Raw genomic sequence first — 25,047 nt, forward strand, 5'->3', positions numbered from 1 at the left:
GGTGACTGCCTCCGCCCCGATCGTGACGCTGATCGTCCCCGGACGCGACATCGCCGCCTTCGCCCCCGCCGCCCTGGACTCTCTGCGCGCGCAGACCGAGTCGCGGTGGCGAGCGATCCTCATCGACGACGGCTCGACCGACGAGACGGGGGCGATCTTCGACGCCGCCGCGGCCGATGACCGTCGGTTCACGTCGATCCGACACGAGGCCTCCCGCGGTCTCGGTGCGGCGCGCAATGTCGGTCTCGATCAGGTCTCCACCCCCTACCTCGGTTTCCTCGACGCGGACGACGAACTGCTGCCGGACGCCCTGGCCCGCCTGACGGGAACGCTCGCGCAGACGGGAAGCGACTTCGTCGCCGGTGCCTACGTGCGCTCGCGTCCGCACAGCGGCGGCTACTTCGCCGGTCGCGTGCAGCCCTGGGTCTCGGCGGCGACCTCGCCGGAGCGGCTCGCGACCACTCTCGAGTCCCACCCGCGGGCGGTGTCGAATATCGTCGCGTGGTCGAAGGTGAGTCGCACCGACTTCTGGCACGATCTGCGCTTCCCCGAAGGCGTGGCCTACGAGGACCAGGTGGTCGCCCAGCTGATGTACACGCGGGCACGCGCCTTCGACGTGATCCCCGATGTCGTCGTGCGCTGGCGGCTGCGAGCCGACGGCACCTCGATCACCCAGAGCAAGGCGCAGCTGTCCGTTCTGCGGGACTATCTCGCGGCGCTGCGCGGCGGCATCCGGGTGCTGCATGAGGCCGGGGCGCACGCTTCCGTGACTGCGCGGCTGGAGCTGATCCTGGCGATGGACCTCGTGCCGCTTCTCGAGATCGCCGACGCGCACCCGGATCCGGCCTACGCGGTCGACGTCGAGGCCTTCGTCGCCGAACTCCGCGCCCTTCCCGAGTTCGCCGATGCCGTGCCAGACCCTGCCATCGCCGCCGCGCTCGCGTGGTGAGAACGAGCCTCCCGACGACGGAACGGTGAACGCGTGAACGACTACCTCTCCTCCCTCTTCTCGCTCGACGGACGCACCGCGATCGTCACCGGTGGCAGCTCCGGCATCGGCCGCGGCATCGCCACAGCGCTCGCACGCGCCGGAGCGGCGACGGTCGTCGTCGCCCGCGGAGAGGACCGCATCCGGGAGACCGTCGACGAGCTGCGTGCCCACGGCTGCCGCGCAGCCGGGGTCGTCGGCGACCTCGGCACACGGGACGGGATCCGCGTCGTCGCAGAGGCCGCGGAGGTGCCGTTCGGCGAGCCGGACATCCTCGTGAACTCGGCCGGCATCAACATCCGTCCGCCGTTCGCGGAGATCACGGAGGACGACTGGGACGCGACGATGACCGTCAACGCGCTCGCGCCCTTCCTGCTCGGCCAGCGCTACGCGAAGGGCATGGCCGCACGCGGATACGGCCGACTCCTCCACATCAGCTCCCAACAGGCCCACCGCGCCTTCGTGGGAAGCGGGGTCTACGGCGCATCGAAGGGTGCCGTCGAATCGCTCATGCGCTCGGAGGCCGAGGCCTGGGGCGGAACCGGCGTCACGAGCAACACGCTCGTCCCCGGCTTCGTGCTGACCCCGTTGAACGCCCGCCTGCAGCAGGATCCGCAGAAAGTCGCCGAGCTCGCGGCACGCACCATGATCGGACGCAACGGACTGCCGAGCGACTTCGCCGGGGCCGCGGTGTTCCTCGCCGGAGCGGGATCGGCCTACGTCACCGGCCACTCGCTGTTCGTCGACGGCGGACTGTCGGTGCACTGAGGCGCCTCGGTGCTCCGGGACCGGCGCCGACGGCTCAGGGCTCCGGCGGGTAGATCCGCTCGTCCGGACGAGGCTCGGCCAGCAGCGGCACCGCCGCGGTGATGGCCGCGACGGCATCGGCACCCGCAGAGTCGACAGGCGCCTTGTCCGCACGGCGCTCGGCGAGGGGTGCCGGGGCGCCGCCGGTCACCGCCTCTTCGACCGCGGCCTCGGTGTCGAGCACGCGCGACGCCGCCACCTGCTCGGCTGCGAGCTCGGCGTAGAGTCCGCCCAGTGCGAGGAGCTCGGCATGGGTTCCCGACTCGACGATGCGTCCGGCCTCCAGCACGTGGATCACGTCGGCACCCATCACTGTCGAGAGCCGGTGGGCGATGGAGAGCGTGGTGCGCCCCTTCGCCGCCTCGTCGAGCGCTTCCTGCACCACGCGCTCCGACACCGTGTCGAGCGCGGAGGTGGCCTCATCCAGAAGCAGCACCGGCGGATCCTTGAGGAGCACACGGGCGATCGCGATCCGCTGCTTCTCGCCGCCGGAAAGCCGGTACCCGCGCTCCCCCACCACCGTGTCGTACCCCTGCTCGAACCCGGCGATGATGTGGTGGATGTTCGCGGCCGTGCACGCGGCGATCAGTTCGTCCTCGGTCGCATCCGGCTTGGCGTAGCGCAGATTCTCGCGGATGGTGGCGTGGAACAGGTAGGTCTCCTGGGAGACGATCCCGACATGGTCGATGATCGACTCCTGGGTGAGCGCGCGCACGTCGGCGCCGGCGAACATCACCGCGCCTCCCTTCGCTTCGTACAGTCGGGGCGCGAGGTACAGGATCGTGGTCTTGCCGGCGCCGGACGGTCCGACGAACGCGACGTGCTGCCCCGGTTCCGCCACGAAGGACACCCCGTCGAGCGTCGGTCTGGCATCGGCGGAGGCGTCCGGATAGCGGAAGACGACGTCGGCGAACTCCAGACGCCCCCGTGGCCCCGGTGCCTCGTCGACCGTGATCGCATCCGGGGCATCCTCGATCTCCGGCACCAGGTCGAGATACTCGAAGATGCGGGCGAACAGCGCCGATGACGTCTGCAGGTCGAGCGACACCCGCATCAGTCCCATCAACGGCATGAGAAGTCGTGCCTGCACGGTGGTGAAGGCGACGACGGTTCCCGCGGTGATGGCACCGGTGCCGCCGGCGATCAAGTAGCCGGAGACCAGATAGATGACAGCAGGAACACTGGCCATGAGCACCTGCACGACCGCGAAGAAACCCTGACCGCTCATCGCCCGACGCACCTGCAGCGTGACCTGGTTGCGGTTCTCGGCCTGGTAGCGCTCCGACTCGGTGCGCTGCCGGTTGAACGCCTTCGACAGCAGCATGCCCGAGACGCTCAGCGTCTCCTGGGTGATCGAGGTGAGCTCGGACAGGGATTCCTGCGTCTCCCCCGCGATGCGGGCCCGCACCTGGCCCACCTTGCGCTGCACGAAGATCAGGAACGGCATCATGATCACCGCGATCAGCGTCAGCCGACAGTCGATCAGGATCATCGCGACGAGCGAGGCGATCACGGTCACGACGTTGCCGAGGATGCTGGTGACGGTGTTGGTCAGCACACCGGAGACCCCGCCGACGTCGTTCTGCAGCCGGGACTGGATGACGCCCGTCTTGGTGCGGGTGAAGAAGCCGAGCTCCATCGCCTGCAGGTGCTCGAACAGCTTCACCCGCAGGTCTCCGGTGACACTGTTGCCGACGGTCGAGGTCAGCCACGTCTGAGCGACTCCCAGCACCGCGGAGATCAGGAACAATCCGATCATCGCGGCCACGAGCCAGGCCAGCAGCTCGAGGTGCGCCCCGCCCCCGGCCACCGGGAACAGCGCGTCATCGAAGATGCGCTGCACGATCAGGGGCGGAATGACGGCGATCGCGGCCCCGACCACCACCAGGATGCCCGTGAAGAAGATGCGCCAGCGATACGCCCGGAACAGCGAGACCACCCGGGCGCCCAGGCCGTTGATCCGAGGCGCCTCGGCGTTCAGCCTCCGCTGCGCGTCTTCATCGACACCGCGGAAACCACCGCGATGTCCACCACCCATGCCGCCGCCCATGCTCATGGCGCCAGCGTACCCACGCACGACGACATCGAGACCCGAGCCCGCGCCGAGCGCGGATATCTGTGAGTTCGGAATGAAATGTCCGCGGCTGCCGTTACGCTGAAGGACTCTTGCGAACTCTCGCGATATCCATTCTTCTTCGCCCTGGAGGCCGCCCATGTCTGCCGTCGATACCGGCTCCCTCTCCACGACCGCCGCACCGGCGGGGGGCGAGATCTCCCGCAAGGACATGCGGGTGATCTGGCTCCTCCTGGTCGCCGCCTTCGTCGCCATCCTCAACGAGACCACGATGGGGATCGCGATTCCCCATCTGAACACCGACCTGGGCATCCCGCCCGAGCTCGGCCAATGGCTCACCAGCGCCTTCATGCTGACCATGGCTGTGGTGATCCCCACCACCGGCTTCATCCTGCAACGGTTCACGACGCGCCAGGTCTTCATCGCCGCGATGATCGCCTTCTCGCTCGGCACGCTCGTCGCGCTCATCGCGCCCGGATTCACGGTGCTGCTCGTCGGCCGCGTGATCCAGGCCGCCGGTACCGGCATCATGATGCCGCTGCTGATGACGACGATCATGAACGTGGTCCCGCCGCAGTCCCGCGGCCGCATGATGGGCCGTGTCGGCCTGGTGATCTCGCTCGCTCCCGCGATCGGCCCGACGCTCGCGGGCGCCGTCCTCGAATTCGCCAGCTGGCGTGCCCTCTTCGGGATCATCCTCCCGATCGCCCTGATCGCCCTGGCCATGGGCGCGAAGTGGATGACGAACCTCGGCGAGACCCGAGCCGTTCCGCTCGACGTGCTCTCGATCCCGCTCGCGGCGCTCGGCTTCGGCGGCATCGTGTTCGGACTCAGCCAGTTCGGCGGCGAGGGCGGATCGGGCGAGACCACCGGCATCGTCTCGCTGGTCGTGGGTGCTCTGTCGCTCGGACTCTTCGTCTGGCGCCAGCTCGTGCTGCAGCGCATCGACGACGCGCTGCTCGACCTGCGGGTGTTCCGCTCCAGCAACTTCACCCTGTCCGTGATCATCATGTCGATCCTGGCGCTGTCGATGTTCGGCACCCTGACGCTGCTTCCGCAGTATCTGCAGAACGTCGCCGGTCTGAACCCGCTGCAGTCGGGGCTGATCCTGCTCCCCGGCTCGCTGCTGATGGGTCTGCTCGGACCGATCATGGGGCGCGTCTACGATGCGCGCGGCACGCGTCCGCTGCTGATCCCCGGCACGATCCTCGTCTCCGCGGCGCTGTTCTTCTACTCGACCGTGGGCGAGCACACCGTGTGGTGGGTCCTCATCATCGTGCAGGCCGCCATGTCGGTCGGACTCGCGATGTCGTTCACGCCGCTGTTCTCCGCCTCGCTCGGTTCGCTCCAGCGCTCCCTGTACTCGCACGGTTCGGCTGTGCTGAACACGCTGCAGCAGGTCGGCGGCGCGGCGGGCGTGGCGCTGCTGCTGGTGACGTACTCGTCGATCCTGCACGCCGGCGAACAGGAGGGACTGTCGACCGCGGTCGCCGGTGCCCCCGGCGCGCGCATGGCGTTCCTGATCGCGGCGATCATCTCGCTCGCGGCGGTGGCCCTCAGCCCGTTCGTCCGCAAGCCTGCAGACGATGCCGGCGAAGCACTCCACGGAGGGCACTGACCGTCCGTAGACGGCCTGCGATGGCGTCTGCCTCTTACTCGCTCTTCGGGGCGGGGATGTGGCAGACGCCATCGCTGCAGTAGCCGACGGCGTCGCCTTCGAGCAGGTTCAGAGAGCCCGGGAGCGGCTGCAGCCCGAGGGGTGCTTCCTGCTGCACGGAGTCCTGCTGGGTGTTCTTCATCCCTCGATCGTACGCCTGCCCGACGCAGGTGGCGCCGAACCGGGCGAGACGCCTCGACAGTGGACGGACGGCGATTCTCGCTTACGGTTGTTCCATGCTCAAACGACTCCTCGCCCGCACGTTCTGGGCGTTCAGCAGATGGACGCTCGTGAGCGAGGCCGCACCGACACGTCCGACCGTTCTCGTGGGGGCACCCCATACGTCGAACTGGGACTTCGTCCTGATGCTCGCCATCGCGTGGCGGCTCGACATCGACGTGCACTGGCTCGGCAAGAAGAGCCTCTTCCGCGGCTGGCGCGGTCCGATCATGCGACGCCTCGGCGGCATCCCCGTCGATCGCTCCGACCCGGCTCGCGTGGTGAACGATGTCGTGGGACAGGTCCACGCCGGGACCGTGTTCGGTCTCGTCGTCACCCCGGACGGCACCCGCGGCGGCAACGAGTACTGGAAATCGGGCTTCTACCGGATCGCGCGAGAGACCGGCATGCCGGTGACCCTCGGGTTCGTCGACAGGACGACCATGACGTCGGGGCTCGGGCCGACGATCGACCTGACCGGGGATGTCGGGGCGGACATGGACCGGATCCGCGCGTTCTACGCCGACAAGGCCGGCGTGCGTCCCGAACGACGCACCGAGCCGCGGTTGCGCGAAGAGCTCCCCGCCACCACTGAGCCCGACGCCGCGTAAGCTGCGCCTCCCGCGGGAAGACCTGGACAGCACCCACGCGGGGAAACCACACTGAGTCCATGACAGCAGACTCTTCGGGTGGCGAGCACGAGCTCGACGATCGTGCCGACGGACGGGACGAGACCGCGAACGAACGCGCTGATCGCAACTGGGATGAGTTGCTGCAGGAGCTGCGCGTCATGCAGACCGGCACCCAGATCCTCACCGGCTTCCTCCTGGCGGTCGCGTTCCAGCCCCGGTTCACCGCTATGGACGAGCTCCAGCGCGACGTGTACGTCATCCTCGTCGCTCTCGCCGCCGTGGCGACCATCCTCGCCCTGGCGCCGGTGGGGATGCATCGCGCGCTGTTCGGGTATCGCCGCAAGCCCGACCTCGTCCGCATCGCCGCCCGGATCGTCCGCATCGACCTGGTCGTGATCGGCGCGCTCACCATCGGGGTGACGACCCTGATCGTCGACTTCACGGTGAACCGCACGGCGGGGATCGTCGCGCTCGTCGCGGCCCTCGTTCTCGTGGCGGCGCTCTGGGTGGCGCTGCCTCGCATCATGCGCGGCAGAGCCCGCGCCCGCGGAGACGCATCGGAATGACGCGGCGCTCCGCGAGCGCGCGTGCGCTCAGCGTCCTGCCGGGCTCCGGTTCTCGGCGCTGACCATCCACGCGAACTGCTCGAGCCGCTCGATGATGGCGTGCAGAAGATCCGCCGAGGTCGGGTCCTCTTCGTCGACGGCGTCGTGCACCTCGCGCACCGTGCCCACCGCGGCTTCGAGGCGCTCGGTGACCAGGTCGATCGTCTCGGTCGTCGACACCTCGCCCGCAGGGAACTCAGGAAGCGACGTCGTCTTGGCGATGGTCGCGCTGCGTCCGTCGGGGAGGGCGTGCAGGGCGCGCATGCGCTCCGCGATCGTGTCGCTGAACGTGCGCGCGTCGTCGATGATCTCGTCGAGCTGACGGTGCGTGTCGCGGAAGTTGCGCCCCACGACGTTCCAGTGCGCCTGCTTCCCCTGGATCGCGAGATCGAGCAGGTCGACGAGCACCGCCTGCAGGTTGTTCGCGAGCGTCGTCGAGGCGGTGAATCCCTTTTCGGCGTTCTGCTGCCTCGTCGTTCTCGCCGCGCCCTTCGTCGAGCCGGTCTTCTTGGTCGTTGTGCTTTCAGCCATGGTGTGACCTCCTGCGGGTGACGCTAGTGCGGACGGTGGCCAGGGGCGAGGGGGTTGACACCGTGGGGACGCACCCCGGAATGTGACTCGGGTGAGTGATGCAGACGCAGTGAACGAAGACCAGGACCCGACGCAGCCGGAGATCGTCATCTCCCCGATCAGCGACGACGACGCCGGCGAGGTGCTGACCGTGCAGCGCGCGGCTTTCGTATCGGAAGCCGCGATCTACGGAAGCGTCGACATGCCACCCCTGACGCAGACGCTCCCCGAACTGGAAGCGGAGCTCCGATCCGAGTCCGGACTGACCGCACGCATCGACGGGCGACTCGTCGGCGCGATCCGGTACGTCGAGAAGGACGGTGTGCTCCTGATCGGCCGGATCGCGATCGCTCCCGACATGCAGGGCGAGGGCATCGGAAGGCTGCTGCTCGAGAGCGCCGAGAAGGCGTCGGGCGCTGACGTCGCCGAGTTGTTCACCGGAAGCCTGAGCGAAGCGAACATCCGTCTCTACGAGGCGTGCGGGTACGAGGAGCACGAGCGCGTGCCCGACGGCGACGGCACCGCGCAGGTGTTTCTGCGCAAGCAGCTGCGAGCAGGGTAAGAGCCTCCTCCGAATCCGCGCAAGGGGGTTGAGACCATCTCCGAGGTGGGGCATCGTAGCCCGGACATGTCGCGACCGTGACATGCCCCGACCGGAAGGAGAGTCTCGTGCTCACCCTCACCGACAACGCCTCCGCCATCGTGACGACCCTCGTCAGCCGTCAGACCGACGCCCCGGATGCCGGGCTCCGCATCCACTCGACCGAGGCCCAGGGCCCGGAGGGCGGTGCACGCCTCGCCGTGCTCGTCGCCGCGGACCCGGAGCCGCAGGATCAGGTCGTGGAGGTCGCCGGCACCCGGCTGTTCCTCGATGAGTCGGCCGCTGCCGCTCTCGACGACAAGATCCTCGATGCCGGCGTGGACGACGAAGGCTCCGTCTCGTTCGCCGTCACCCCTCAGGTCGCCTGACCGAAGGATTCCGGATGCCGCGGCCGACTCGGTCGCGGCATCCGTCTGTCTGCACCGCGTAACCTGGAACGAGCTCGCAAACCCGTGCGAACAGTCGAAAGGCCACCGTGAAGATCTCTCTGCTCCGCCGCTTCGTCGTCCTCGCGGAGGAACTGCATTTCCCTCGTGCGGCGGAGAAACTCGGCATTCCGCTGGCCTCGCTCTACACGTCGATCGACAAGCTCGAGGCCGAGGTCGGCCATCCGATCGTCCATCGCGAGGGCCCGACGCGGCTGACACCTGTCGGCGAGCTCCTGCTGGTGGAGGCGAAGACGGCAGTCGCTGCCGCTCCGGAGCCGGTGCGCAACGCCCCCGCCCCTGCCGGAGGAAAGGCCAAAGCCTCGAAGGGCAAGGGCCGCACGCCCGCCGTGAAGGGGCAGCCGAAGCCGTACAAGAAGCGGCAGGGCCGCTAGCGGGACGGCGAAGGACTCAGTCCCAGTCGAGGTACTCCTCGATGACGACCGCGGTCTCGATCGGGTGCGTCATCGGGAACAGGTGATCGGCGCCGTCGATGCTCTTCACGCTCGCGCGCTCCGGTGCCGTCGACTGCAGCTGCTCTCCGTTGGCGAACGGAGCATCGATGTCCTTGGTGCCCTGGATAATCAGGACGGGCATCACCGGCGCGAGCGGGATGTCGCTCTCTTCGACCGCGAGCAGAGCCAGACCGTTCACGCGGTCGGCGTGCGCCAGAGCGAAGGCGCGCGCGACAGTGCCGCCGAACCCATGGCCGCCGACCCACGTGTCGCCCAGCCCGACGTGTTCGATCACGGCGAGCGCATCCTCGACACGGTCATCCAGCGAGACCTCTTCGCGCTTGGCCTCGGCACGATGACCGATGCGCAGCACGTGGAAGCCCGCCTCCTCGGCGAGGTAGTGCGAGACGACGCCGAGAACATCAGCAGCCAGATCGCGCTCCTGGATCAGGACGAGCTTGACCGGCCCGTCGCCCTCGTCGACGAAGGGGATCGCGCGGCCGTCGGGCTCGAAGATCTGGGTGTCGGTCATCGGCGTCAATCTCCTCGTGCCGTCGGTGTCAGGAACTCAGGCGGAACGTCCACGGCGGACGCCAGCGACCGGACCGCGGCCGGAGCCGCCGTGTCCCAGCGTATCTTGAGCGGGCGGTCAGGGAGACGTTGACATCCGGATCAACACCACCGACCGCCTACCAGGCCCGCCCGCGAAGGTCGATCGGGCCCGCGGGCCAACTCCGTGGTTTCGGATCGAGCGCGAGCGTCAGAAGGGGCGGCCCCGGGGTCTGCACGACGGGTTGGCCGGCGCGGTCGATCGAGTGCTCGACTGCCGAAATGCGGCGCCACCCGCACGATTCGTAGAAGGCGACGACCTCTTCACGGCACCCGAGATAGCCGTACTCGATACCTCCGGCATCCTTCATCGATAGGGCTGCGTGCGCGAGGAGCAGGGTACCGGCTCGCTGCCCTCGCGCGTGCGGGGAGATCAGGACGCCACCGACACCCGCGACCACGACCTCCGCCGTACCGACGCCGATCGTCCGCCGCGCCCAGCCGACGTGCCCCACCACGGCAGCGCCCAACCGGGCGATGACGTGAACGTCATGGGGCGCGTAGCCGTAGGGCCGATCGGGATCCCACGCTCCGAACTCGGCGAAGTACTCGGCATCGAAAAGCTCCCGCAGCCGCGTCAGGTCATTCGCGCTCAGACGATCATGGGGAACCGTGTCGATGTCGACGGCCGTCATATCTCGACGACCTGCCCCGCCTCCACCCGCCACTGCCGGTCGGTCTGCACGGTCGCGAGCATCCGCCGATCATGGGTGACGAGCAGCAGGGTTCCCTCGTAGGACTCGAGCGCCTGTTCGAGCTGCTCGATCGCCGGCAGGTCGAGGTGGTTCGTCGGCTCATCGAGCACCAGCAAGTTGATACCGCGTGCCTGCAGCAGCGCCAGCCCCGCGCGCGTGCGCTCCCCCGGCGAGAGCTCGTCGACGGCGCGCATCACGTGGTCGGCCTTGAGTCCGAACTTCGCGAGGAGCGTGCGGACCTCGCCCGACGCCATCTCCGGCACGAGCTCCTCGAAGGCGACGGCGAGCGGCTGCGAGCCGACGAGCTGCGCACGGGCCTGGTCGATCTCGCCGATCTGCACGCTCGCACCGAGGCTTGCGGTTCCCTCATCGGGAAGCTGCCGTCCGAGCAGCCCGCGCAGCAGCGTCGACTTCCCCGCGCCGTTGGGACCGGTGATTCCGATCCGCTCCCCCGCGTTCACCTGGAGCGATACCGGGCCGAGCTGGAAGGATCCCTGCCGGAACACGGCCGAGCTCAGCGTCGAGACGACCGAGCTGGAGCGCGGCGCCGAACCGATCGTGAACTCGAGCTGCCACTCCTTGCGCGGCTCCTCGACCTCTTCGAGCCGGGCGATCCTGCTCTCCATCTGACGCACCTTCTGCGCCTGCTTCTCGCTCGACTCCGCAGAGGCCTTGCGTTTGATCTTGTCGTTGTCGGGCGCCTTCTTCATCGCGTTGCGCACGCCCTGGCTCGACCACTCGCGCTGGGTGCGAGCACGGGCGACGAGGTCGGCCTTCTTATCGGCGAACTCGTCGTACTTCTCACGCTGATGACGACGGACCGTGGCCCGCTCCTCCAGGTACGCGTCGTAGCCGCCGCCGAAGACCCGGTTACTGCCCTGCGCGAGGTCGAGTTCCAGCACTCTGGTGACGCAGCGGGCGAGGAATTCACGGTCGTGGCTCACCACAACGACACCGCCTCGGAGTCCGCGTACGAAGGCCTCCAGCCGCTCGATCCCGTCGAGGTCGAGGTCATTGGTCGGCTCATCCAGCAGCGCGATGTCGAAGCGCGAGAGCAGCAGCGCGGCGAGCCCCACGCGGGCGGCCTGTCCGCCTGACAGCGAGGTCATCATCGCCGCGGCCGGGTCGTCGCCCAGGTCGAGTCCGAGGTCGGCGAGCACCACCGGCAGTCGCTCGTCGAGGTCGGCGGCACCGCTCGCGAGCCAACGATCCAGCGCGGCCGAGTACGTGTCGGCGGGATCTGTGCCCGGTGCGGCGAGGCTGGGGTCACCGAGTGCTGCGGCGGCGGCATCCATGTCGCGGGTCGCGGCCGTGCAACCCGTGCGGCGGCCGATGTAATCGGTGACGCTCTCGCCGGCGATGCGCTCGTGCTCCTGCGGAAGCCAGCCGACGAAGGCATCGGCCGGTGAGAGTCGGATCGTCCCGGCCTGGGGCTCGTCGACACCGGCCAGCAGCTTCAGGAGGGTCGACTTCCCCGCCCCGTTCGCGCCGACGAGGCCGACGACATCACCCGCGGTGACGGTCAGATCGAGGGAGTCGAACAGGGTGCGGTGGCCGTACCCGCCGGCCAGCCCTTGGGCCACGAGTGTTGCGGTCATCCGTCAATCCTGTCACCCGTGGGGGTGACACGCGCACGCGCTCTCTCAGAGGGTGGCGGCTTTCGCGCTCGCGAGTCGGCGCGTCAGCACGAGCGCGATGGTGAGAGGCACGGCCGCGACGACGCCGAAGGATATGTCGATGAGCTGCCAGCCGAGCGGGAGGCCGCGAATCGCACCGGCGATCAATGCCAGTGGAACGATGCCCGCGCACATGATGAGACCCCAGATGGTGACCCAGACGTTGCGGACCGGATCGATGAGCGGCCCGACGAAGGCGACCGCGATCGCCAAGTGCGCGAACGCCAGCCAGTCCGTGCCGTAGGCGAGGAACGGGTAGTCGGTGCCTGTCACCTCGAGTCCTTCGGCGACCCTCTGCACCCAGAAGGCGAGGTCGGGGAAGACCGCGCTGAGGCCGGTGCTGTTGAGGATGTCGCGCCCGAGCATCAGTTCTTCGCGCAGGGGGAAGGCGGTGACCCCGCTCACGACGAGGCCGAGGATGACGATGATCAGGCAGATGCGGATGAGGAGTGTGTCTGTTCTCTGCTGCGAAGACAGAGTCACACTTAGCGAGTCATCGCCCATCCGTTGCTCCTGAGGCTAAGCCGAACCGGATTCCGCTCCATAGTGGGGCCCAGTCCCCAACCAGGACCAACTGCGAATCTACACGCGCCGCCCGCACGCAGCACAACCGTCTTCAGTGCAGAGCTGGGACGAGAGGATTTCACGGTACACGCCCGTTGCCACCCTGGTAGACACCTATGAATCGCACCGACTGTTGAGGCGGAACTCTCAGGACGTTGATGTGCGTCGGGCGATGCCGCCCATACCCAATAGGCTTGCCGCGTACTTCCGAGGTAGGCAATTCTGAGATCGGAGAGCCGATGAAGGCCCAGGTCCGTCATGTCGGCACTCGTGCCCGGCGCACAGCGAGCGAGCTGGCCGTCGCGCTTGACAAGATGCGGGATGATGAAGAGTTCGATGGGAACTCCCCGTGGGGAGAGCCGTCCGAGCTTGCCGCCGGGATCGACTCCGATTGGGCCTCGATCGTTCTGCTCGCATATTGGAACTCCCTCCGCGAGCCCACGGAACCGGTCCGTCCGCATGTGAAGCGGGCGCTGGCGTTACTAAGAAGCACTTCCGATACCGGTAGCTCCAGAGCCCTGAACGACGTCGCCCAACTCATCGCGACATGTTGGCTTAGCCACGAAGCAAACGCGATCGAACTCGCCCCTATCTGGGAATCGAAAGACTCCGACCAAGCCGTATCGATTCTCATCAGCGGCTCAAGCCTGCCCACTGCGATCGACGCGGTGTCGCTGATGTCTAATCCACACAGCAGTCTTCTCGCAATAGCGGAGATCATTTCGAGAAAGACTGATCCTGAAAGCTTGTTCACCACCGAAGAGTTCCCCCATCTGTCGCAACTTCCTGCAGCCGGCGAAGCGGGACCAATCTGGTTGGGTTTATACCTCCGGATATCTCTGATCATTCACCTGGCGCCGCTCGAACCAGACTTAGCACCTATCTCCGAACAATTCTCGACGCAGTTCTACTCAGAGCTCGGCGGTTCGAGAGCGCTGGGATATCCGGAAATCCGATCAATGCTTCTCAACCTCGACGAGGATATCGCGGCATATCCAGTCGTCGAGTCTGCTGGCGTTTGCTGGAGCAGCGCGTATCTGCTCGCGGATTCGATAGCGCCCTGGCTCCTCTCTGCAATTCAGCTAACAAATTTACGTGAGCAGGCTATCTCGCAGCCTTTCGAAGACAAGGTTGTCCAACTCATGCGTGCCCATGGGTTCAAGGCTGGGTCAGTCGACGACAAGGGGACGTGGTCGACGCAGTCAGGAAAGGAGCGCCTTCATTGCGGTGAACGACTCCCGGGTCAGATCGACGTACTTGCGACCCGCGACGACGCCGTTTTCGTTCTTGAGTGCAAATCGATCTTCTCGATGGGCAAAATTCGCAACATCGCGGAGAAACTAGGCCTCGACGGTCACGACTGGCGGACCCGGCTAGGCAAGAAGCGAGATTGGTCAAGAAAAGTACTCGAACGTGAAATCGACTTATCCATGATCGTTGTTGAGGGAATCGAGATATACGCGTCCGAACGTGAGTTGACGGTCGAGATTCCCTTGCTGACGTTTGAGTCCCTGTCAGAGGTCCTCGACACGGCACATGAGATGCAAGTCGATCATCTCGATACGTAGCATCTCGACAACTCAGCTTCCTTCAGACCCCGCACGCCGTGAACAAGGCGAACGAATGACGGCGAGCCGCCAAGTCGAAATCGCGAACTTCTAGTTCGCTCGAAAACTGCTGCGCACACCAGCGCAACCGATCGCCGCAGCGAACCTCAGTTGTTGAAGCGGAACTCCACGACGTCGCCGTCCTGCATGACGTAGTCCTTGCCCTCGAGGCGGGCCTTGCCCTTGGCACGGGCCTCGACGACGGAACCTGTCTCGACCAGATCCTCGAACGAGACGATCTCGGCCTTGATGAAGCCCTTCTCGAAGTCGGTGTGGATGACACCGGCGGCCTGCGGCGCCTTCGAGCCCTTGGGGATCGTCCAGGCGCGAGCTTCCTTCGGGCCGGCCGTGAGGTACGTCTGCAGGCCCAGGGTGTCGAAGCCGATGCGGGCGAGCTGGTCGAGGCCGGACTCGTCCTGGCCGGTCGAGGCGAGCAGTTCCGCCGCATCCTCCGGGTCGAGGTCGATGAGCTCGGATTCGATCTTCGCGTCGAGGAAGATGGCCTTCGCCGGGGCGACGAGGGCTGCGAGCTCCGCCTTGCGCGCATCGTCGGTCAGCACGGCCTCGTCGACGTTGAAGACGAAGATGACGGGCTTCGCGGTGAGCAGACCCAGTTCCCGGATCGGCGTCAGGTCGATACCCGCGACCGACAGCAGCACGCCGCGCTCCAGCGCGTCCTTCGCCGCATTCGCGGTCTCGAGCACGACGGGTTCGATCTTCTTGCCGCGCACTTCCTTCTCGTAGCGGGTGATCGCCTTGTCGACGGTCTCGAGGTCGGCGAGCATGAGCTCGGCATTGATCGTCTCCATGTCGGAGGCCGGGTTGACCGTGCCGTCGACGTGCACGACGTCGTCGTCGGCGAAACCGCGCACGACCTGTGCGATGGCGTCGGCCTCACGGATGTTCGCGAGGAACTTGTTGCCGAGTCCCTCACCCTCGCTCGCACCGCGCACGATGCCGGCGATGTCGACGAACGACACTGCCGCGGGGAGGATCCGCTCGCTGCCGAAGATCTCCGCGAGCTTCTCGAGGCGCGGGTCGGGCAGGTTCACCACGCCGACGTTGGGCTCGATCGTCGCGAACGGATAGTTCGCCGCGAGCACGTCGTTCTTGGTGAGTGCGTTGAAGAGGGTGGACTTGCCGACGTTGGGCAGGCCGACGATGCCGATAGTGAGAGCCACGGGGCACGAGTCTACCTGGCCGGAGCCCCGCGATCCTGCGGAAGGCTGCGCTTCAGTCGCGGACGGCGCGATACGCCCGGGTCACGTATGGGAGGTCGATGGTCGCGTCGCCGTGCAGGTCGAGCTCGTCGAAGAGAGCGTCGAGCTCCCGGCGGATGCGCGCCTTCTCGTCGTCGGGAGCGGTGATGATGTAGCTGCGCGATGCCGCCATCCGATGCAGCACATCGCGGGTGACGGGTCGGACCCATTCCCAGCGCTCCTGGTCGAGCGGTCCGAACGGCGCGGTGACGACCGGATCGCCTTCGGCGAGCATGATCTCGGCGTGGCTGCCGTGCATGACCTCGGTGAGCCTGCGCACCCACTCGACGCGATCGTCGCGGATGTTCCAGATGAGGCCGAGCACTCCCCCGCTGCGCACTGCACGACCGATCTCTGTCGAGCCCGCGACGGGATCGACCCAGTGCCAGGCCTGGCCCAGCACGACGGCATCGACACTCGCATCCGGAAGAGGCAGCCGCTCCGCCGACCCGACGAAGGTCGGCACACCCGGCACCGCGCCACGGAGGGTCGCGAGCATCTCGGAATCGGGGTCGATCGCGACGACCTCTGCGTCAGGCGCCTGGGCGAGCACTCGGGTGAGCTTGCCCGTTCCCGCGCCGACATCGGCGACGCGGCGGGAATCAGCCGGCATCCGTTCGAGCATCCAGGCCACCGCCTCGAAGGGGTATTCGGGCCTGCCGAGCTCGTAATCCCCGGCCTGCGCTCCGAACGACGTCGCCATGTCCTCAGCCATGTCGCCAGCATACGGCGAGTCTGCGACCCCACTTCGAGCACCCGGGGGAAAGTGGGGATGTGCCACTGGACTTCACTGCGATCGACTTCGAGACCGCGAACTCCAGCCCGGCCTCCGCGTGCTCGGTCGGACTCGTCCGTGTGCGCGGCGGAGAAGTCGTCGCCACCACCGGATGGCTGATCCAGCCGCCGCCGGGACACGACGAGTTCCAGGAATGGAACGTGCGCATCCACGGCATCCAGCCCGAGGACGTGCTCTCGGCCGCGACCTGGGTCGACCAGTTCGACCGCCTGTGCGCTTTCGCCGGAGCCGACGTGCTCGTCGCGCACAACGCCGGGTTCGACCTCAACGTGCTGCGCCGCGCATCCGAAGCGACGGGTCAGCTCTGCCCGCCCTACCGCTCGCTGTGCAGCCTGCAGGTCGCCCGCAAGACCTACACGCTCGATTCGTATCGCCTGCCGATCGCCGCGGCCGCAGCCGGGTTCGAGGAGTTCTCGCACCATGATGCGCTCGCCGATGCCCGCGCCTGCGCGCAGATCGTCATCGATGCGGCGGCACGAGCAGGTGCGGCCGATGTCTTCGCCCTCGCCGATGCTCTGAGCCTGCGTGTCACCGCGCCCGTCGCTCCGGCCGCACCCGCTCTGGAGCGCGCCGTCGCCTGATCTGCCTCGTCGCGTCTGACTCGTCACGCGGCATCCGTGCGCGGCGACCGTGGAATGTCGGATGCCGGCCGCATCATGAACACATGGATGCTCTGGCTGTCGTTCTTCTCCTCGTCGCCCTCGCGGCGGGTGTCGCTATGGGCTGGTTCCTGCGAGCCGGACGTGGCGCCGCCGATCTCGCGCGCGCTCAGGCCGAGCTGGCGGCCGCACGAGACGATCGTGACCGCCAGTACGATCTGTACCGCGATGCCGTCGAGCATGCGCGCAACGAGCAGCGGGCGGAGGCGCAGCGCGTTCAGCAGCAGAACGCCGTGCTGACAGCGCTCGCCCCGGTTCGCGAGAGTCTGCAGCAGATGCAGACCAAGGTCACCGCCATCGAGCGGGAACGGCACGCGCAGTTCGGCACTCTCGAAGAGCAGCTGCGCCGGGCCCAGGAGTCCGATGAAGCTCTGCGGGCGACGACCGAGTCGCTCGCCGGGGCTCTGCGTTCCACTGCCACGCGCGGCGTCTGGGGTGAGACTCAGCTGCGCCGCGTCGTCGAAGCCGCGGGACTCACCCGGCACATCGACTTCGATCTGCAGGCGACGATCTCCTCCGACCATGGTCAGGGGCGCCCCGACATGGTGATCCGCCTCGCCGGGGGCAGCTCGATCGCCGTCGATGCCAAGGTTCCTCTCGACGCCTATCTTGAGGCCTCCGCTCTTCCCGGCGGCGACGCGCAGGAGCCGCAGCGCCGCACCCTCATGCAGAAGCACGTCAAGGCGGTCCGCGCGCACATCGACGCGCTGGCGAAGAAGGCCTACTGGGCGGGCCTCGATGCGAGCCCGGAGTTCGTGATCTGCTTCCTGCCGAGCGAATCGCTGCTGGCCGCAGCCATCGATGAAGACCCCACTCTCCTCGACTATGCGTTCAGTCGCCGAGTGGCGCTCGCCTCCCCCGTCAACCTCTGGGCTGTGCTGAAGACCGTGGCCTTCACCTGGACGCAGCAGGAGGTCTCGACCGAGGCGCGCACCCTGCTCGCGCTCGGCACGCAGCTCTACGACCGGCTGGGAACGCTCGCCGGGCACGCCGACGATCTGCGTCGAGCGCTGGAACGCACTGTCGACAGTTACAACCGGTTCGCCGGATCACTCGAGACGCGTGTGCTCGTCACCGCTCGTCAGTTCCCCGGGGTCGACGCATCAGCGCTCGCGACAGCCGCCCCGACGACGGCGAGCACGGGCCGGCGATTCACCGCACCGGAACTGCTCGCTGCAGACTCGACCGCGGCGCAGGAGGCTCTCTCAGACGGCGAGTCTGCTCATATCGACCCACTCGATCCCGCAGAGGCCGTCCAGCCCGAGGCCGTCCGCGCCGACGTGGGCGACGTGCGGCTTCGGCTCGACGAAGGGTGACACCTTCGGCAGAGCATCAGCCGGTGGTGCGGTAGCTCCGCGGGCGTTCAGCGACGACGGATCAGGCGATGCCGGGAACGCCGCTGAGCAGCAGGATGACGAGTCCGCTGGTGGCCAGGAACGCTCCGATCATCCACCAGGAGCTGATCTCGTGCCCTTCATCGCGGCGGACGCGGAAGAGGACGTCGGCGCGACGAGCCGGATCGACCATCGCGGCCGGTGGCGTCGTGACCGGGGGCGTCGGAACGGATTCCGCATCTGCGCTCACCCGGAGGATGCGCCCCGTGTTGGTCGTGATGATCTTCGTCGGGGCGGCCTTCGAACCGCTCGTGTGCTGCGTTGTCATCTGTTCGCCCTCCTGTGCCTGCGGTGCCTGGCGGCTCCGTCGACGGCGACAAACCCAGTGACAATTGTGACACGGCACCCCGGAGAACCGTGGATCGAGCGGCTGTGAGGCGGTACCGGCTCGATAACGATGCCGCCGATGTCGCCGGCGATGATCACGTGTCAGAGGACGAGCGAAGGATCAGAGCCACTTCGAGACGAGGTGCTCCGAAGCGATGCGACGAAGCGTTCCGGAGGCTCCTCGGAGCACGACGCTCTCGGTGTAGACGTAGCCGCGTTCACGACGGACACCGGCGACGAGCTGGCCGTCGGTGACGCCGGTGGCGACGAAGATCGTGTTGTTGCCCTGCACCAGATCATCGGCCTCGTAGACCTTGTCCATATCGAGACCCGCATCGATGCCGCGCTGGCGCTCATCGTCATCGCGCGGCCAGAGGCGTCCCTGGATGTGTCCGCCGAGAGCCTTGATCGCGCACGCGGTGACGATGCCCTCAGGGCTGCCGCCGACGCCGACGCACATGTCGGTGCGAGCATCGTGACGGGCGGCGTTGATGCCACCGGCGACGTCACCGTCGCTCATGAGACGCGTGCCGGCACCCGCATCGCGGATCTCCTGGATGAGCTGCTCGTGACGCGGACGGTTCAGCACCGAGACGACGATCTCGTCGACAGGCTTGTCGAGCGCGCCGGCGAGCTTGCGGATGTTCTCGCCGATGGGAAGACGGATGTCGACGACTCCGACGCCTGCCGGGCCGGTGACGAGCTTGTCCATGTAGAAGACGGTCGAGGCGTCGAGCATGGTGCCACGGTCGGAGACGGCGATCACCGAGAGCGCGTTCTGACGTCCGGCCGCGGTGAGCGAGGTGCCGTCGATGGGATCGACCGCGATGTCGCAGAGCGGTCCACGGCCCGTGCCGACGACCTCGCCGTTGAAGAGCATCGGGGCGTTGTCCTTCTCGCCCTCGCCGATAACCACTCGTCCCTGGAAGTCGACCGTGCCGAGGAACGCGCGCATCGCGTCGACGGCGGCGCCGTCCGCCGCCTCCTTGGCTCCGCGACCGATGAAGGGGACCGCACGGATGGCCGCAGCCTCCGTCGCACGCACCAGCTCCATCGCGAGGTTACGGTCGGGACGAAGAGGGCTCAGATCCGCTGTCAGACTCACCATGCGGTCAGCCTAGCCACCCTCGTGTCCAAATCCGCTGGCTTTCGAGCCGGATCCGACGAAGGAATCCGAATTCTTAACAGCCAGGCAGAAGCCATCGTGCTCGGCGGAGATCTGGGCTGCGGTATCAGCGTGCGCGCCCCGATAGAGTGGCAGCTGTCCCGGCTTCCCCTATCGCAGGAGTTCTCATGCCCGTCGCCACACCGGATCAGTACGCCGAAATGCTCGACCGCGCGAAGGCCGGCGGCTTCGCGTACCCCGCATTCAACGTCTCCAGCTCGCAGACGATCAACTCCGTCCTCCAGGGGCTGACCGAGGCCGGCTCCGACGGCATCATCCAGGTCACCACGGGTGGCGCCGACTACTTCGCCGGTCACACGGTGAAGGCTCGTGCCGCGGGCGCGCTCGCGTTCGCGCGCTTCGCCACCGAGGTCGCCAAGAACTACCCGATCACCGTCGCGCTGCACACCGACCACTGCCCGAAGGACGCGCTGGCCGGTTTCGTCGAGCCGCTGATCGCCGCCTCCGAGGAAGAGGTCAAGGCCGGCCGCAACCCGATCTTCCAGTCCCACATGTGGGACGGCTCCGCCGTTCCCCTCGCGGAGAACATCGAGATCGCCAAGGACCTGCTCCCCCGCATGAAGAACATCAACGCCATCCTCGAGGTCGAGATCGGCGTCGTCGGCGGCGAAGAGGACGGCGTGCAGCACGAGGGCTCGAACGAGGCCCTCTACACGACCTTCGCCGATGTCGACCAGGCGGTTCAGGCGCTGGGTCTCGGCGAGCAGGGCCGCTACATCGCCGCCCTGACCTTCGGCAACGTGCACGGTGTGTACAAGCCCGGTGGCGTCAAGCTGCGCCCTGAGCTGCTCGGCGAGATCCAGGCCGAGGTCGCAGCGAAGTACAACACCGGCGCCAAGCCTCTCGACCTGGTGTTCCACGGCGGCTCCGGCTCGACCGATGAGGAGATCGCCCTCGCGGTCGCCAACGGTGTCATCAAGATGAACATCGACACCGACACGCAGTACGCCTACACGCGTGCGATCGCCGACTACATGTTCAAGAACTACGACGGCGTGCTGAAGGTGGATGGCGAGGTCGGCAACAAGAAGCAGTACGACCCGCGCGCCTGGGGCAAGATCGCCGAGTCGGCGATGGCCGCCCGCGTGGTCGAGTCGACCCGTCAGCTCGGCTCGTACGGACAGTCCCAGAGCTGATCCGCGAACGAGACAGCAGAAGGGGCCCGGCATTCCTGCCGGGCCCCTTGTGCGTCCCCGATGGGCCGGCGTACGTCGACGTCGACCGGCTGAGGTCAGGGGGTCGTCATCTGCTCGAGGTGGGCGACGAAGGCAGGGTCACTCATCATCGGCACCGCGATGCAGACGGAGACCACGCCCATGGTGACGATCGCTCCGACGATCGGGAGCCACCAGGTGAGGCGGCCACGACGCAGGCGCCGGATCGAGAGCGCGGCGGTGATCGACCATCCGACGACGAGGACGATCGCGGCGATCATCCCCCAGGTCTTCGCCTGCGCGAAGTTCGTGAACTCCCCCTCGATGCCGACGACCTTCATGGTCTGGTTCATGACGCTCGGCAGATCCAGGTAGGACAGACCGGTGATGACGACGTTGATCAGTCCGTAAGCGAGCATCACGATCGTCGCGAAGCGATCGACAGGATGCGACCGCTTCGTCGAAGACTCGTTCACCGGGTTCCCAGCCTGAACCGCGGGCGGCAGTGGCGCCGAGGGCGGTGCGATCACGACCTCGTCGAGCGGGGGCAGGCCGGCGGCTCGTCGCTGTTCCTCGGGGGTCGCGAGTTCGCCGTACTGGGGCCTCTGGTCGCTCATCCCGCCATGCTAACGGCACAACCTCGGGCCGGTTCACAGCGGGCGACCTCACCCTGTGGGGCACAAACGATAGCGGCCCCGGAGAAGTGGGGACTTCTCGGGGCCGCGGACGTGGAGCGTGGGGACGCTCCTCATCCAGATTGACCGCCAGCGCTGGGGACGCTAGAGGCGATCGGTGACGTTCACGTATGCCGCCACTGTTCCCATAGTAGGAAAACGCGTGCCGACGCGCCAGGGGCCCTCCTTCAGATAGTGAACTCGGCTCCGGAGGAGCCCTCGTCCAGCACGTCAGCCCCGAGCTGCAGAGAGAGATGGCGTGCAGTGCGCTGGAGCGCCGAGACGAGGGTGCGATCGACCACGGCGCCATCGGCCGGCAGCGAGATCGCCAGCGAGGCGATGACCCCGGGGGCGATGACCGGCACAGCGACGCAGGTGGCGCCGATCGCGTACTCCTCCTGATCGATCGTCCACCCCGGAGAGCGTTCCAGCTGCGTCAGCAATGCCCTGCGATCGGTGATGGTGTGCGGTGTGAGCTCGGGCAGACGATGCCGCGAGAGGTAGTCCAGGCGATCGGCTTCCGGGAGTTCCGCGAGGATCTGCTTGCCCAGCGCAGTCGCGTGAGCGCTGGACTGCAGCCCCACCCACAGCTCGATCCGGGGATTGCGGACGGCGTCGACGATGTCGACCATGTGCATCTCCCCGTCATCGAAGCGGGAGAGATACGCCGTGGCTCCCACGTCTTCGGTCACCTCGCGCAGCGCTGCGCGCACGCGGGCGAGGAACACTCCCCGCGAGCCGATCTGCTGCTGGAACGACGGAAACCGGGCGCCCAGCACGACACCGTCCGGTTCCGAGGAGAGGTATCCCTCATGCACGAGCGTGCGCACCAGGTTGTAGGTGGTACCGGGGGTCAGACCGGTGATGGCCGCGAGCATCTTGGGAGGAAGCGGCCGAGGTGAGTTGGCGACGATGTCGACCAGCCGCAGAGCGCGTTGCACCGACCCGATGAGGGTGGGCTCCGCCTCCGCGGCGCTCACTGCTAAGCGCCTCCTCCGGACGCGCGACCTCCGAGGGCCCGCGCGTCGCGCTGACCCGCAGCATCTTGACGCAGTTCCTTGGGCAGGGAGAACATGAGGTCTTCCTCTGCCGTCTTCACCTCTTCGATGTCGCGGTAGCCGGCGTCGCCGATCGCATCGAGCACCTCGCGCACCAGTACTTCGGGCACGGATGCCCCGCTGGTCACGCCGACGGTCTCGACCCCGTCGAGCCACTCCTGCTGGATCTCTTCTGCGTAGTCCACGCGATAGGCGGCCTTCGCCCCGTACTCGAGGGCGACCTCGACGAGGCGCACGCTGTTGGACGAGTTCGATGAGCCGACGACGATCACCAGGTCTGCTCCGGCGGCCACCTTCTTGATCGCGACCTGACGGTTCTGCGTCGCGTAGCAGATGTCATCGGACGGTGGATTCTGGAGTTCGGGGAATCGCATGCGCAGACGGTTGACCGTCTCCATCGTCTCGTCGACCGAGAGGGTGGTCTGCGAGAGCCAGACGACCTTGTTCGGGTCCTTCACCACGACGGTGTCGGCTTCCTCCGGAGAGTTCACGACGGTGACGTGCTCCGGGGCCTCCCCTGCTGTTCCCTCGACCTCTTCGTGGCCCTCGTGGCCGATGAGCAGGATCTCGAAATCGTCGCGTGCGAAGCGCACGGCCTCGCGGTGCACCTTGGTGACGAGCGGGCAGGTCGCATCGATCGCGTGGAGTCCTCGATCGGATGCCGCGTTCACGACTGCCGGCGAGACACCGTGAGCGCTGAAGACGACGTGGGCCCCCTCAGGGACCTCATCGACCTCTTCGACGAAGATGGCGCCCTTCTCCTCGAGCTCGGTCACCACGTGGATGTTGTGCACGATCTGCTTGCGCACGTAGACCGGGGCGCCGTAGCGCTCGAGGGCCTTCTCCACGGCCACCACGGCACGGTCCACACCCGCGCAGTATCCGCGCGGTGCGGCGAGCAGAACCCGCTTGTGTCCGGCCACCGGGTTATCCTGAAGCCGCCCGGCCGCCGCACGAACTCGTGGAAGGCGGGGCACGGGGAGATGAACGGCAGTCGAAGTCACCCTTGAATTCTACCGCCGCGCAGCTGTGCGAGGCCGGGGAGACTCGGGAGCGGGAACGGGAGCGGATGACAGTCTTCGAAGCGACCACTGGCCGGGGCGAGACGCCACCGGCCGATTCCGTCGCACCCCGCGACTCGACGGCCGACGCCCCCACCTCGGTCACCCGGCTGAACGCCACCATCCGCGACTTCATCGCACGGTGGAACACCGTCTGGGTCGAGGGAGAGATCACCTCCTGGAATGTGCGCGCCGGCAACGTGTTCGCGCGGCTGAAGGACACCCGCTCCGACGCGCAGATCTCCATCCGAGTGTGGTCGAGCGTGCGCGGGCGCATCCCCTCCGACATCGGCATCGGCGATCATGTGGTCGCCGCGGTCAAGGCCGACTACTTCGTCAAGGCCGGCGACTTCAGCTTCGCGGTCTCCGCGATGAAGCACGTCGGGCTGGGCGACCAGCTCGAGCGCCTCGAGAAGCTGCGCGCGCAGCTGCGACAGGAAGGCCTGTTCGACTCTTCGCGCAAGAAGCGCCTGCCCTTCCTGCCGCATGTGATCGGCCTGATCACGGGCGAGCGCTCGGACGCCGAGAAGGATGTGCACCGCAACGCCGAGCTGCGCTGGCCGCAGGTGCGCTTCCGCACCGAGTACGCCGCCGTGCAGGGCGACCGCTGCGTTCCCGACACGCTCGCCGCCCTCGCCCGGCTCGACGCCGACCCCGAGGTCGATGTGATCATCATCGCCCGCGGCGGTGGAGACCCGCAGACGCTCCTCGGTTTCAGCGATGAGAGGCTCGTGCGCGCCGTCGCCGCGGCCGCCACACCCGTCGTGAGCGCGATCGGGCACGAGAACGACCATCCGCTGCTCGACGATGTGGCGGATCTGCGGGCTTCGACGCCGACCGACGCCGCCAAGCGCGTCGTCCCCGATGTCGGTGAGCAGCGAGCGCTCATCGCGCAGCTGCGGTCCCGCGCGACCACGAGGCTCACGCAGCGCCTCACACACGACATCGCTCAACTGGAGCAGCTCCGCTCCCGCCCGGTGCTGCGTTCGCCCGCTCCGATCATCGACGCCCGCGCCCAGGAGATCTGGCTGCTGCTCGGACGCGGCCGGGACACCGTGAACCGACAGCTCGACGACGCCGGACGCCGCACCGGAGAGCTTCGGGCTTCGCTCCGCGCGCTCTCGCCCGCCGCGACCCTGGCTCGCGGCTACGCGATCGCCCACCTCGATGGGGGCGTGATCCTGCGCGACGCCGCCGATGCCCCGGCCGGAAGCACGCTCACGATCACCCTCGACCGGGGCTCGCTGACCGCCCGCTCGGAGGGCGAGATCGCTGAAGACGCCTGAGCCGGACAC

The 25,047-nt window shown here is 67.5% G+C and carries 27 protein-coding genes; 13 read left to right on the top strand and 14 right to left on the bottom strand.

All coding sequences use genetic code 11. The annotated features are described in order from the left end of the window. The first annotated feature begins 1 nt into the window (after nt 1). Both ASC55_RS05275 and ASC55_RS05280 read left to right on the top strand, forming a co-directional pair. Nucleotides 2-949 (top strand): glycosyltransferase family 2 protein, encoded by a 948-nt coding sequence (locus ASC55_RS05275; RefSeq protein ID WP_055873371.1) that lies wholly within the window; start codon nt 2-4, stop codon nt 947-949. Between the two features lie 33 nt (nt 950-982). Further along, nucleotides 983-1,756, top strand: coding sequence for an SDR family NAD(P)-dependent oxidoreductase (locus ASC55_RS05280; protein WP_055873374.1), 774 nt, complete (start codon nt 983-985; stop codon nt 1,754-1,756). Between the two features lie 34 nt (nt 1,757-1,790). Here the strand turns inward: ASC55_RS05280 and ASC55_RS05285 are convergent, their stop codons facing one another. Continuing rightward, complete coding sequence (locus ASC55_RS05285) at nt 1,791-3,845, bottom strand: ABC transporter ATP-binding protein (protein WP_055873377.1); 2,055 nt, start codon at nt 3,843-3,845, stop codon at nt 1,791-1,793. A gap of 163 nt (nt 3,846-4,008) precedes the next feature. Here ASC55_RS05285 and ASC55_RS05290 point away from each other — a divergent pair, with 163 nt between their 5' ends. Beyond that, on the top strand, nt 4,009-5,487 hold the full coding sequence (locus tag ASC55_RS05290; protein ID WP_055864512.1) for an MDR family MFS transporter: 1,479 nt from the start codon (nt 4,009-4,011) through the stop codon (nt 5,485-5,487). Nucleotides 5,488-5,521: 34 nt separating this feature from the next. Here ASC55_RS05290 and ASC55_RS17600 read toward each other — a convergent pair whose 3' ends face one another. Next, a complete protein-coding gene (locus ASC55_RS17600; RefSeq protein ID WP_170287859.1) occupies nt 5,522-5,668 on the bottom strand; it encodes a hypothetical protein in 147 nt (48 codons plus the stop codon). Between the two features lie 94 nt (nt 5,669-5,762). Between ASC55_RS17600 and ASC55_RS05295 the strand changes: the two genes are divergently transcribed. Together ASC55_RS05295 and ASC55_RS05300 are read left to right on the top strand one after the other, a co-directional pair. Beyond that, on the top strand, nt 5,763-6,356 hold the full coding sequence (locus ASC55_RS05295) for a 1-acyl-sn-glycerol-3-phosphate acyltransferase (protein ID WP_055864514.1): 594 nt from the start codon (nt 5,763-5,765) through the stop codon (nt 6,354-6,356). Nucleotides 6,357-6,415: 59 nt separating this feature from the next. Beyond that, the gene (locus ASC55_RS05300) at nt 6,416-6,943 is read left to right on the top strand and encodes a DUF6328 family protein (RefSeq protein ID WP_055873380.1); all 528 of its coding nucleotides are present in this window, start codon (nt 6,416-6,418) and stop codon (nt 6,941-6,943) included. 27 nt (nt 6,944-6,970) lie between these two features. Here the strand turns inward: ASC55_RS05300 and ASC55_RS05305 are convergent, their stop codons facing one another. Next, nucleotides 6,971-7,513: a Dps family protein gene (locus ASC55_RS05305; RefSeq protein ID WP_055873383.1), complete on the bottom strand. Its 543-nt coding sequence runs from the start codon at nt 7,511-7,513 to the stop codon at nt 6,971-6,973. A gap of 91 nt (nt 7,514-7,604) precedes the next feature. Here ASC55_RS05305 and ASC55_RS05310 point away from each other — a divergent pair, with 91 nt between their 5' ends. The 3 genes from ASC55_RS05310 to ASC55_RS05320 all read left to right on the top strand — a co-directional run bounded on the left by ASC55_RS05310 (nt 7,605) and on the right by ASC55_RS05320 (nt 8,973). Beyond that, nucleotides 7,605-8,114 carry a GNAT family N-acetyltransferase gene (locus ASC55_RS05310; RefSeq protein WP_229778915.1) on the top strand — a complete coding sequence of 170 codons (510 nt, stop codon included), beginning with the start codon at nt 7,605-7,607 and terminating at the stop codon, nt 8,112-8,114. 107 nt (nt 8,115-8,221) lie between these two features. Continuing rightward, complete coding sequence (locus ASC55_RS05315) at nt 8,222-8,521, top strand: hypothetical protein (RefSeq protein ID WP_017828684.1); 300 nt, start codon at nt 8,222-8,224, stop codon at nt 8,519-8,521. Between the two features lie 107 nt (nt 8,522-8,628). Continuing rightward, nucleotides 8,629-8,973: a LysR family transcriptional regulator gene (locus ASC55_RS05320; RefSeq protein ID WP_017828685.1), complete on the top strand. Its 345-nt coding sequence runs from the start codon at nt 8,629-8,631 to the stop codon at nt 8,971-8,973. Nucleotides 8,974-8,989: 16 nt separating this feature from the next. Here ASC55_RS05320 and ASC55_RS05325 read toward each other — a convergent pair whose 3' ends face one another. The 4 genes from ASC55_RS05325 to ASC55_RS05340 all read right to left on the bottom strand — a co-directional run bounded on the left by ASC55_RS05325 (nt 8,990) and on the right by ASC55_RS05340 (nt 12,496). Continuing rightward, complete coding sequence (locus ASC55_RS05325; protein WP_055864520.1) at nt 8,990-9,565, bottom strand: alpha/beta fold hydrolase; 576 nt, start codon at nt 9,563-9,565, stop codon at nt 8,990-8,992. A gap of 157 nt (nt 9,566-9,722) precedes the next feature. Further along, nucleotides 9,723-10,277, bottom strand: coding sequence for a GNAT family N-acetyltransferase (locus tag ASC55_RS05330; protein WP_055873386.1), 555 nt, complete (start codon nt 10,275-10,277; stop codon nt 9,723-9,725). Next, nucleotides 10,274-11,935: an ABC-F family ATP-binding cassette domain-containing protein gene (locus ASC55_RS05335; protein WP_055873388.1), complete on the bottom strand. Its 1,662-nt coding sequence runs from the start codon at nt 11,933-11,935 to the stop codon at nt 10,274-10,276. The genes ASC55_RS05330 and ASC55_RS05335 overlap by 4 nt, the downstream gene beginning before the upstream one ends. A gap of 45 nt (nt 11,936-11,980) precedes the next feature. Further along, entirely contained in the window at nt 11,981-12,496 is a 516-nt protein-coding gene (locus ASC55_RS05340) for a hypothetical protein (RefSeq protein ID WP_235563095.1), read from the bottom strand. Nucleotides 12,497-12,816: 320 nt separating this feature from the next. On the opposite strand from ASC55_RS05340, the gene ASC55_RS05345 reads away from it, so the two are divergent. Continuing rightward, on the top strand, nt 12,817-14,145 hold the full coding sequence (locus ASC55_RS05345) for a hypothetical protein (RefSeq protein WP_055873394.1): 1,329 nt from the start codon (nt 12,817-12,819) through the stop codon (nt 14,143-14,145). 146 nt (nt 14,146-14,291) lie between these two features. Here the strand turns inward: ASC55_RS05345 and ychF are convergent, their stop codons facing one another. Together ychF and ASC55_RS05355 are read right to left on the bottom strand one after the other, a co-directional pair. Beyond that, a complete protein-coding gene (gene ychF / locus ASC55_RS05350) occupies nt 14,292-15,365 on the bottom strand; it encodes a redox-regulated ATPase YchF (protein WP_055873397.1) in 1,074 nt (357 codons plus the stop codon). 52 nt (nt 15,366-15,417) lie between these two features. Further along, nucleotides 15,418-16,158: a class I SAM-dependent methyltransferase gene (locus ASC55_RS05355; protein ID WP_055873398.1), complete on the bottom strand. Its 741-nt coding sequence runs from the start codon at nt 16,156-16,158 to the stop codon at nt 15,418-15,420. Between the two features lie 59 nt (nt 16,159-16,217). On the opposite strand from ASC55_RS05355, the gene ASC55_RS05360 reads away from it, so the two are divergent. Both ASC55_RS05360 and ASC55_RS05365 read left to right on the top strand, forming a co-directional pair. Then, on the top strand, nt 16,218-16,820 hold the full coding sequence (locus tag ASC55_RS05360; RefSeq protein ID WP_017828694.1) for a 3'-5' exonuclease: 603 nt from the start codon (nt 16,218-16,220) through the stop codon (nt 16,818-16,820). An 83-nt stretch (nt 16,821-16,903) separates the two neighbouring features. Next, entirely contained in the window at nt 16,904-18,214 is a 1,311-nt protein-coding gene (locus tag ASC55_RS05365) for a DNA recombination protein RmuC (RefSeq protein ID WP_055864549.1), read from the top strand. A gap of 61 nt (nt 18,215-18,275) precedes the next feature. Here ASC55_RS05365 and ASC55_RS05370 read toward each other — a convergent pair whose 3' ends face one another. Beyond that, nucleotides 18,276-18,560: a hypothetical protein gene (locus ASC55_RS05370; protein ID WP_017828696.1), complete on the bottom strand. Its 285-nt coding sequence runs from the start codon at nt 18,558-18,560 to the stop codon at nt 18,276-18,278. A 180-nt stretch (nt 18,561-18,740) separates the two neighbouring features. Beyond that, nucleotides 18,741-19,727, bottom strand: a complete 987-nt coding sequence (glpX, locus tag ASC55_RS05375) for a class II fructose-bisphosphatase (protein ID WP_017828697.1) — start codon at nt 19,725-19,727, stop codon at nt 18,741-18,743. Nucleotides 19,728-19,912: 185 nt separating this feature from the next. Here glpX and fbaA point away from each other — a divergent pair, with 185 nt between their 5' ends. Further along, the gene (gene fbaA, locus ASC55_RS05380) at nt 19,913-20,941 is read left to right on the top strand and encodes a class II fructose-bisphosphate aldolase (RefSeq protein ID WP_017828698.1); all 1,029 of its coding nucleotides are present in this window, start codon (nt 19,913-19,915) and stop codon (nt 20,939-20,941) included. Between the two features lie 95 nt (nt 20,942-21,036). Here fbaA and ASC55_RS05385 read toward each other — a convergent pair whose 3' ends face one another. From ASC55_RS05385 to ASC55_RS05395, 3 genes are all read right to left on the bottom strand, one after another. Then, nucleotides 21,037-21,576 (bottom strand): DUF6264 family protein, encoded by a 540-nt coding sequence (locus tag ASC55_RS05385; RefSeq protein ID WP_055864555.1) that lies wholly within the window; start codon nt 21,574-21,576, stop codon nt 21,037-21,039. Between the two features lie 245 nt (nt 21,577-21,821). Further along, nucleotides 21,822-22,613: an IclR family transcriptional regulator gene (locus tag ASC55_RS05390; protein ID WP_055873401.1), complete on the bottom strand. Its 792-nt coding sequence runs from the start codon at nt 22,611-22,613 to the stop codon at nt 21,822-21,824. A 2-nt stretch (nt 22,614-22,615) separates the two neighbouring features. After that, nucleotides 22,616-23,668, bottom strand: a complete 1,053-nt coding sequence (locus ASC55_RS05395; RefSeq protein ID WP_372446049.1) for a 4-hydroxy-3-methylbut-2-enyl diphosphate reductase — start codon at nt 23,666-23,668, stop codon at nt 22,616-22,618. Between the two features lie 92 nt (nt 23,669-23,760). Here ASC55_RS05395 and xseA point away from each other — a divergent pair, with 92 nt between their 5' ends. Further along, nucleotides 23,761-25,038, top strand: coding sequence for an exodeoxyribonuclease VII large subunit (gene xseA, locus ASC55_RS05400; protein WP_055873405.1), 1,278 nt, complete (start codon nt 23,761-23,763; stop codon nt 25,036-25,038). Nucleotides 25,039-25,047: the final 9 nt, after the last annotated feature.

Source organism: Microbacterium sp. Root322, from assembly GCF_001425645.1.
GTDB lineage: Bacteria > Actinomycetota > Actinomycetes > Actinomycetales > Microbacteriaceae > Microbacterium > Microbacterium maritypicum.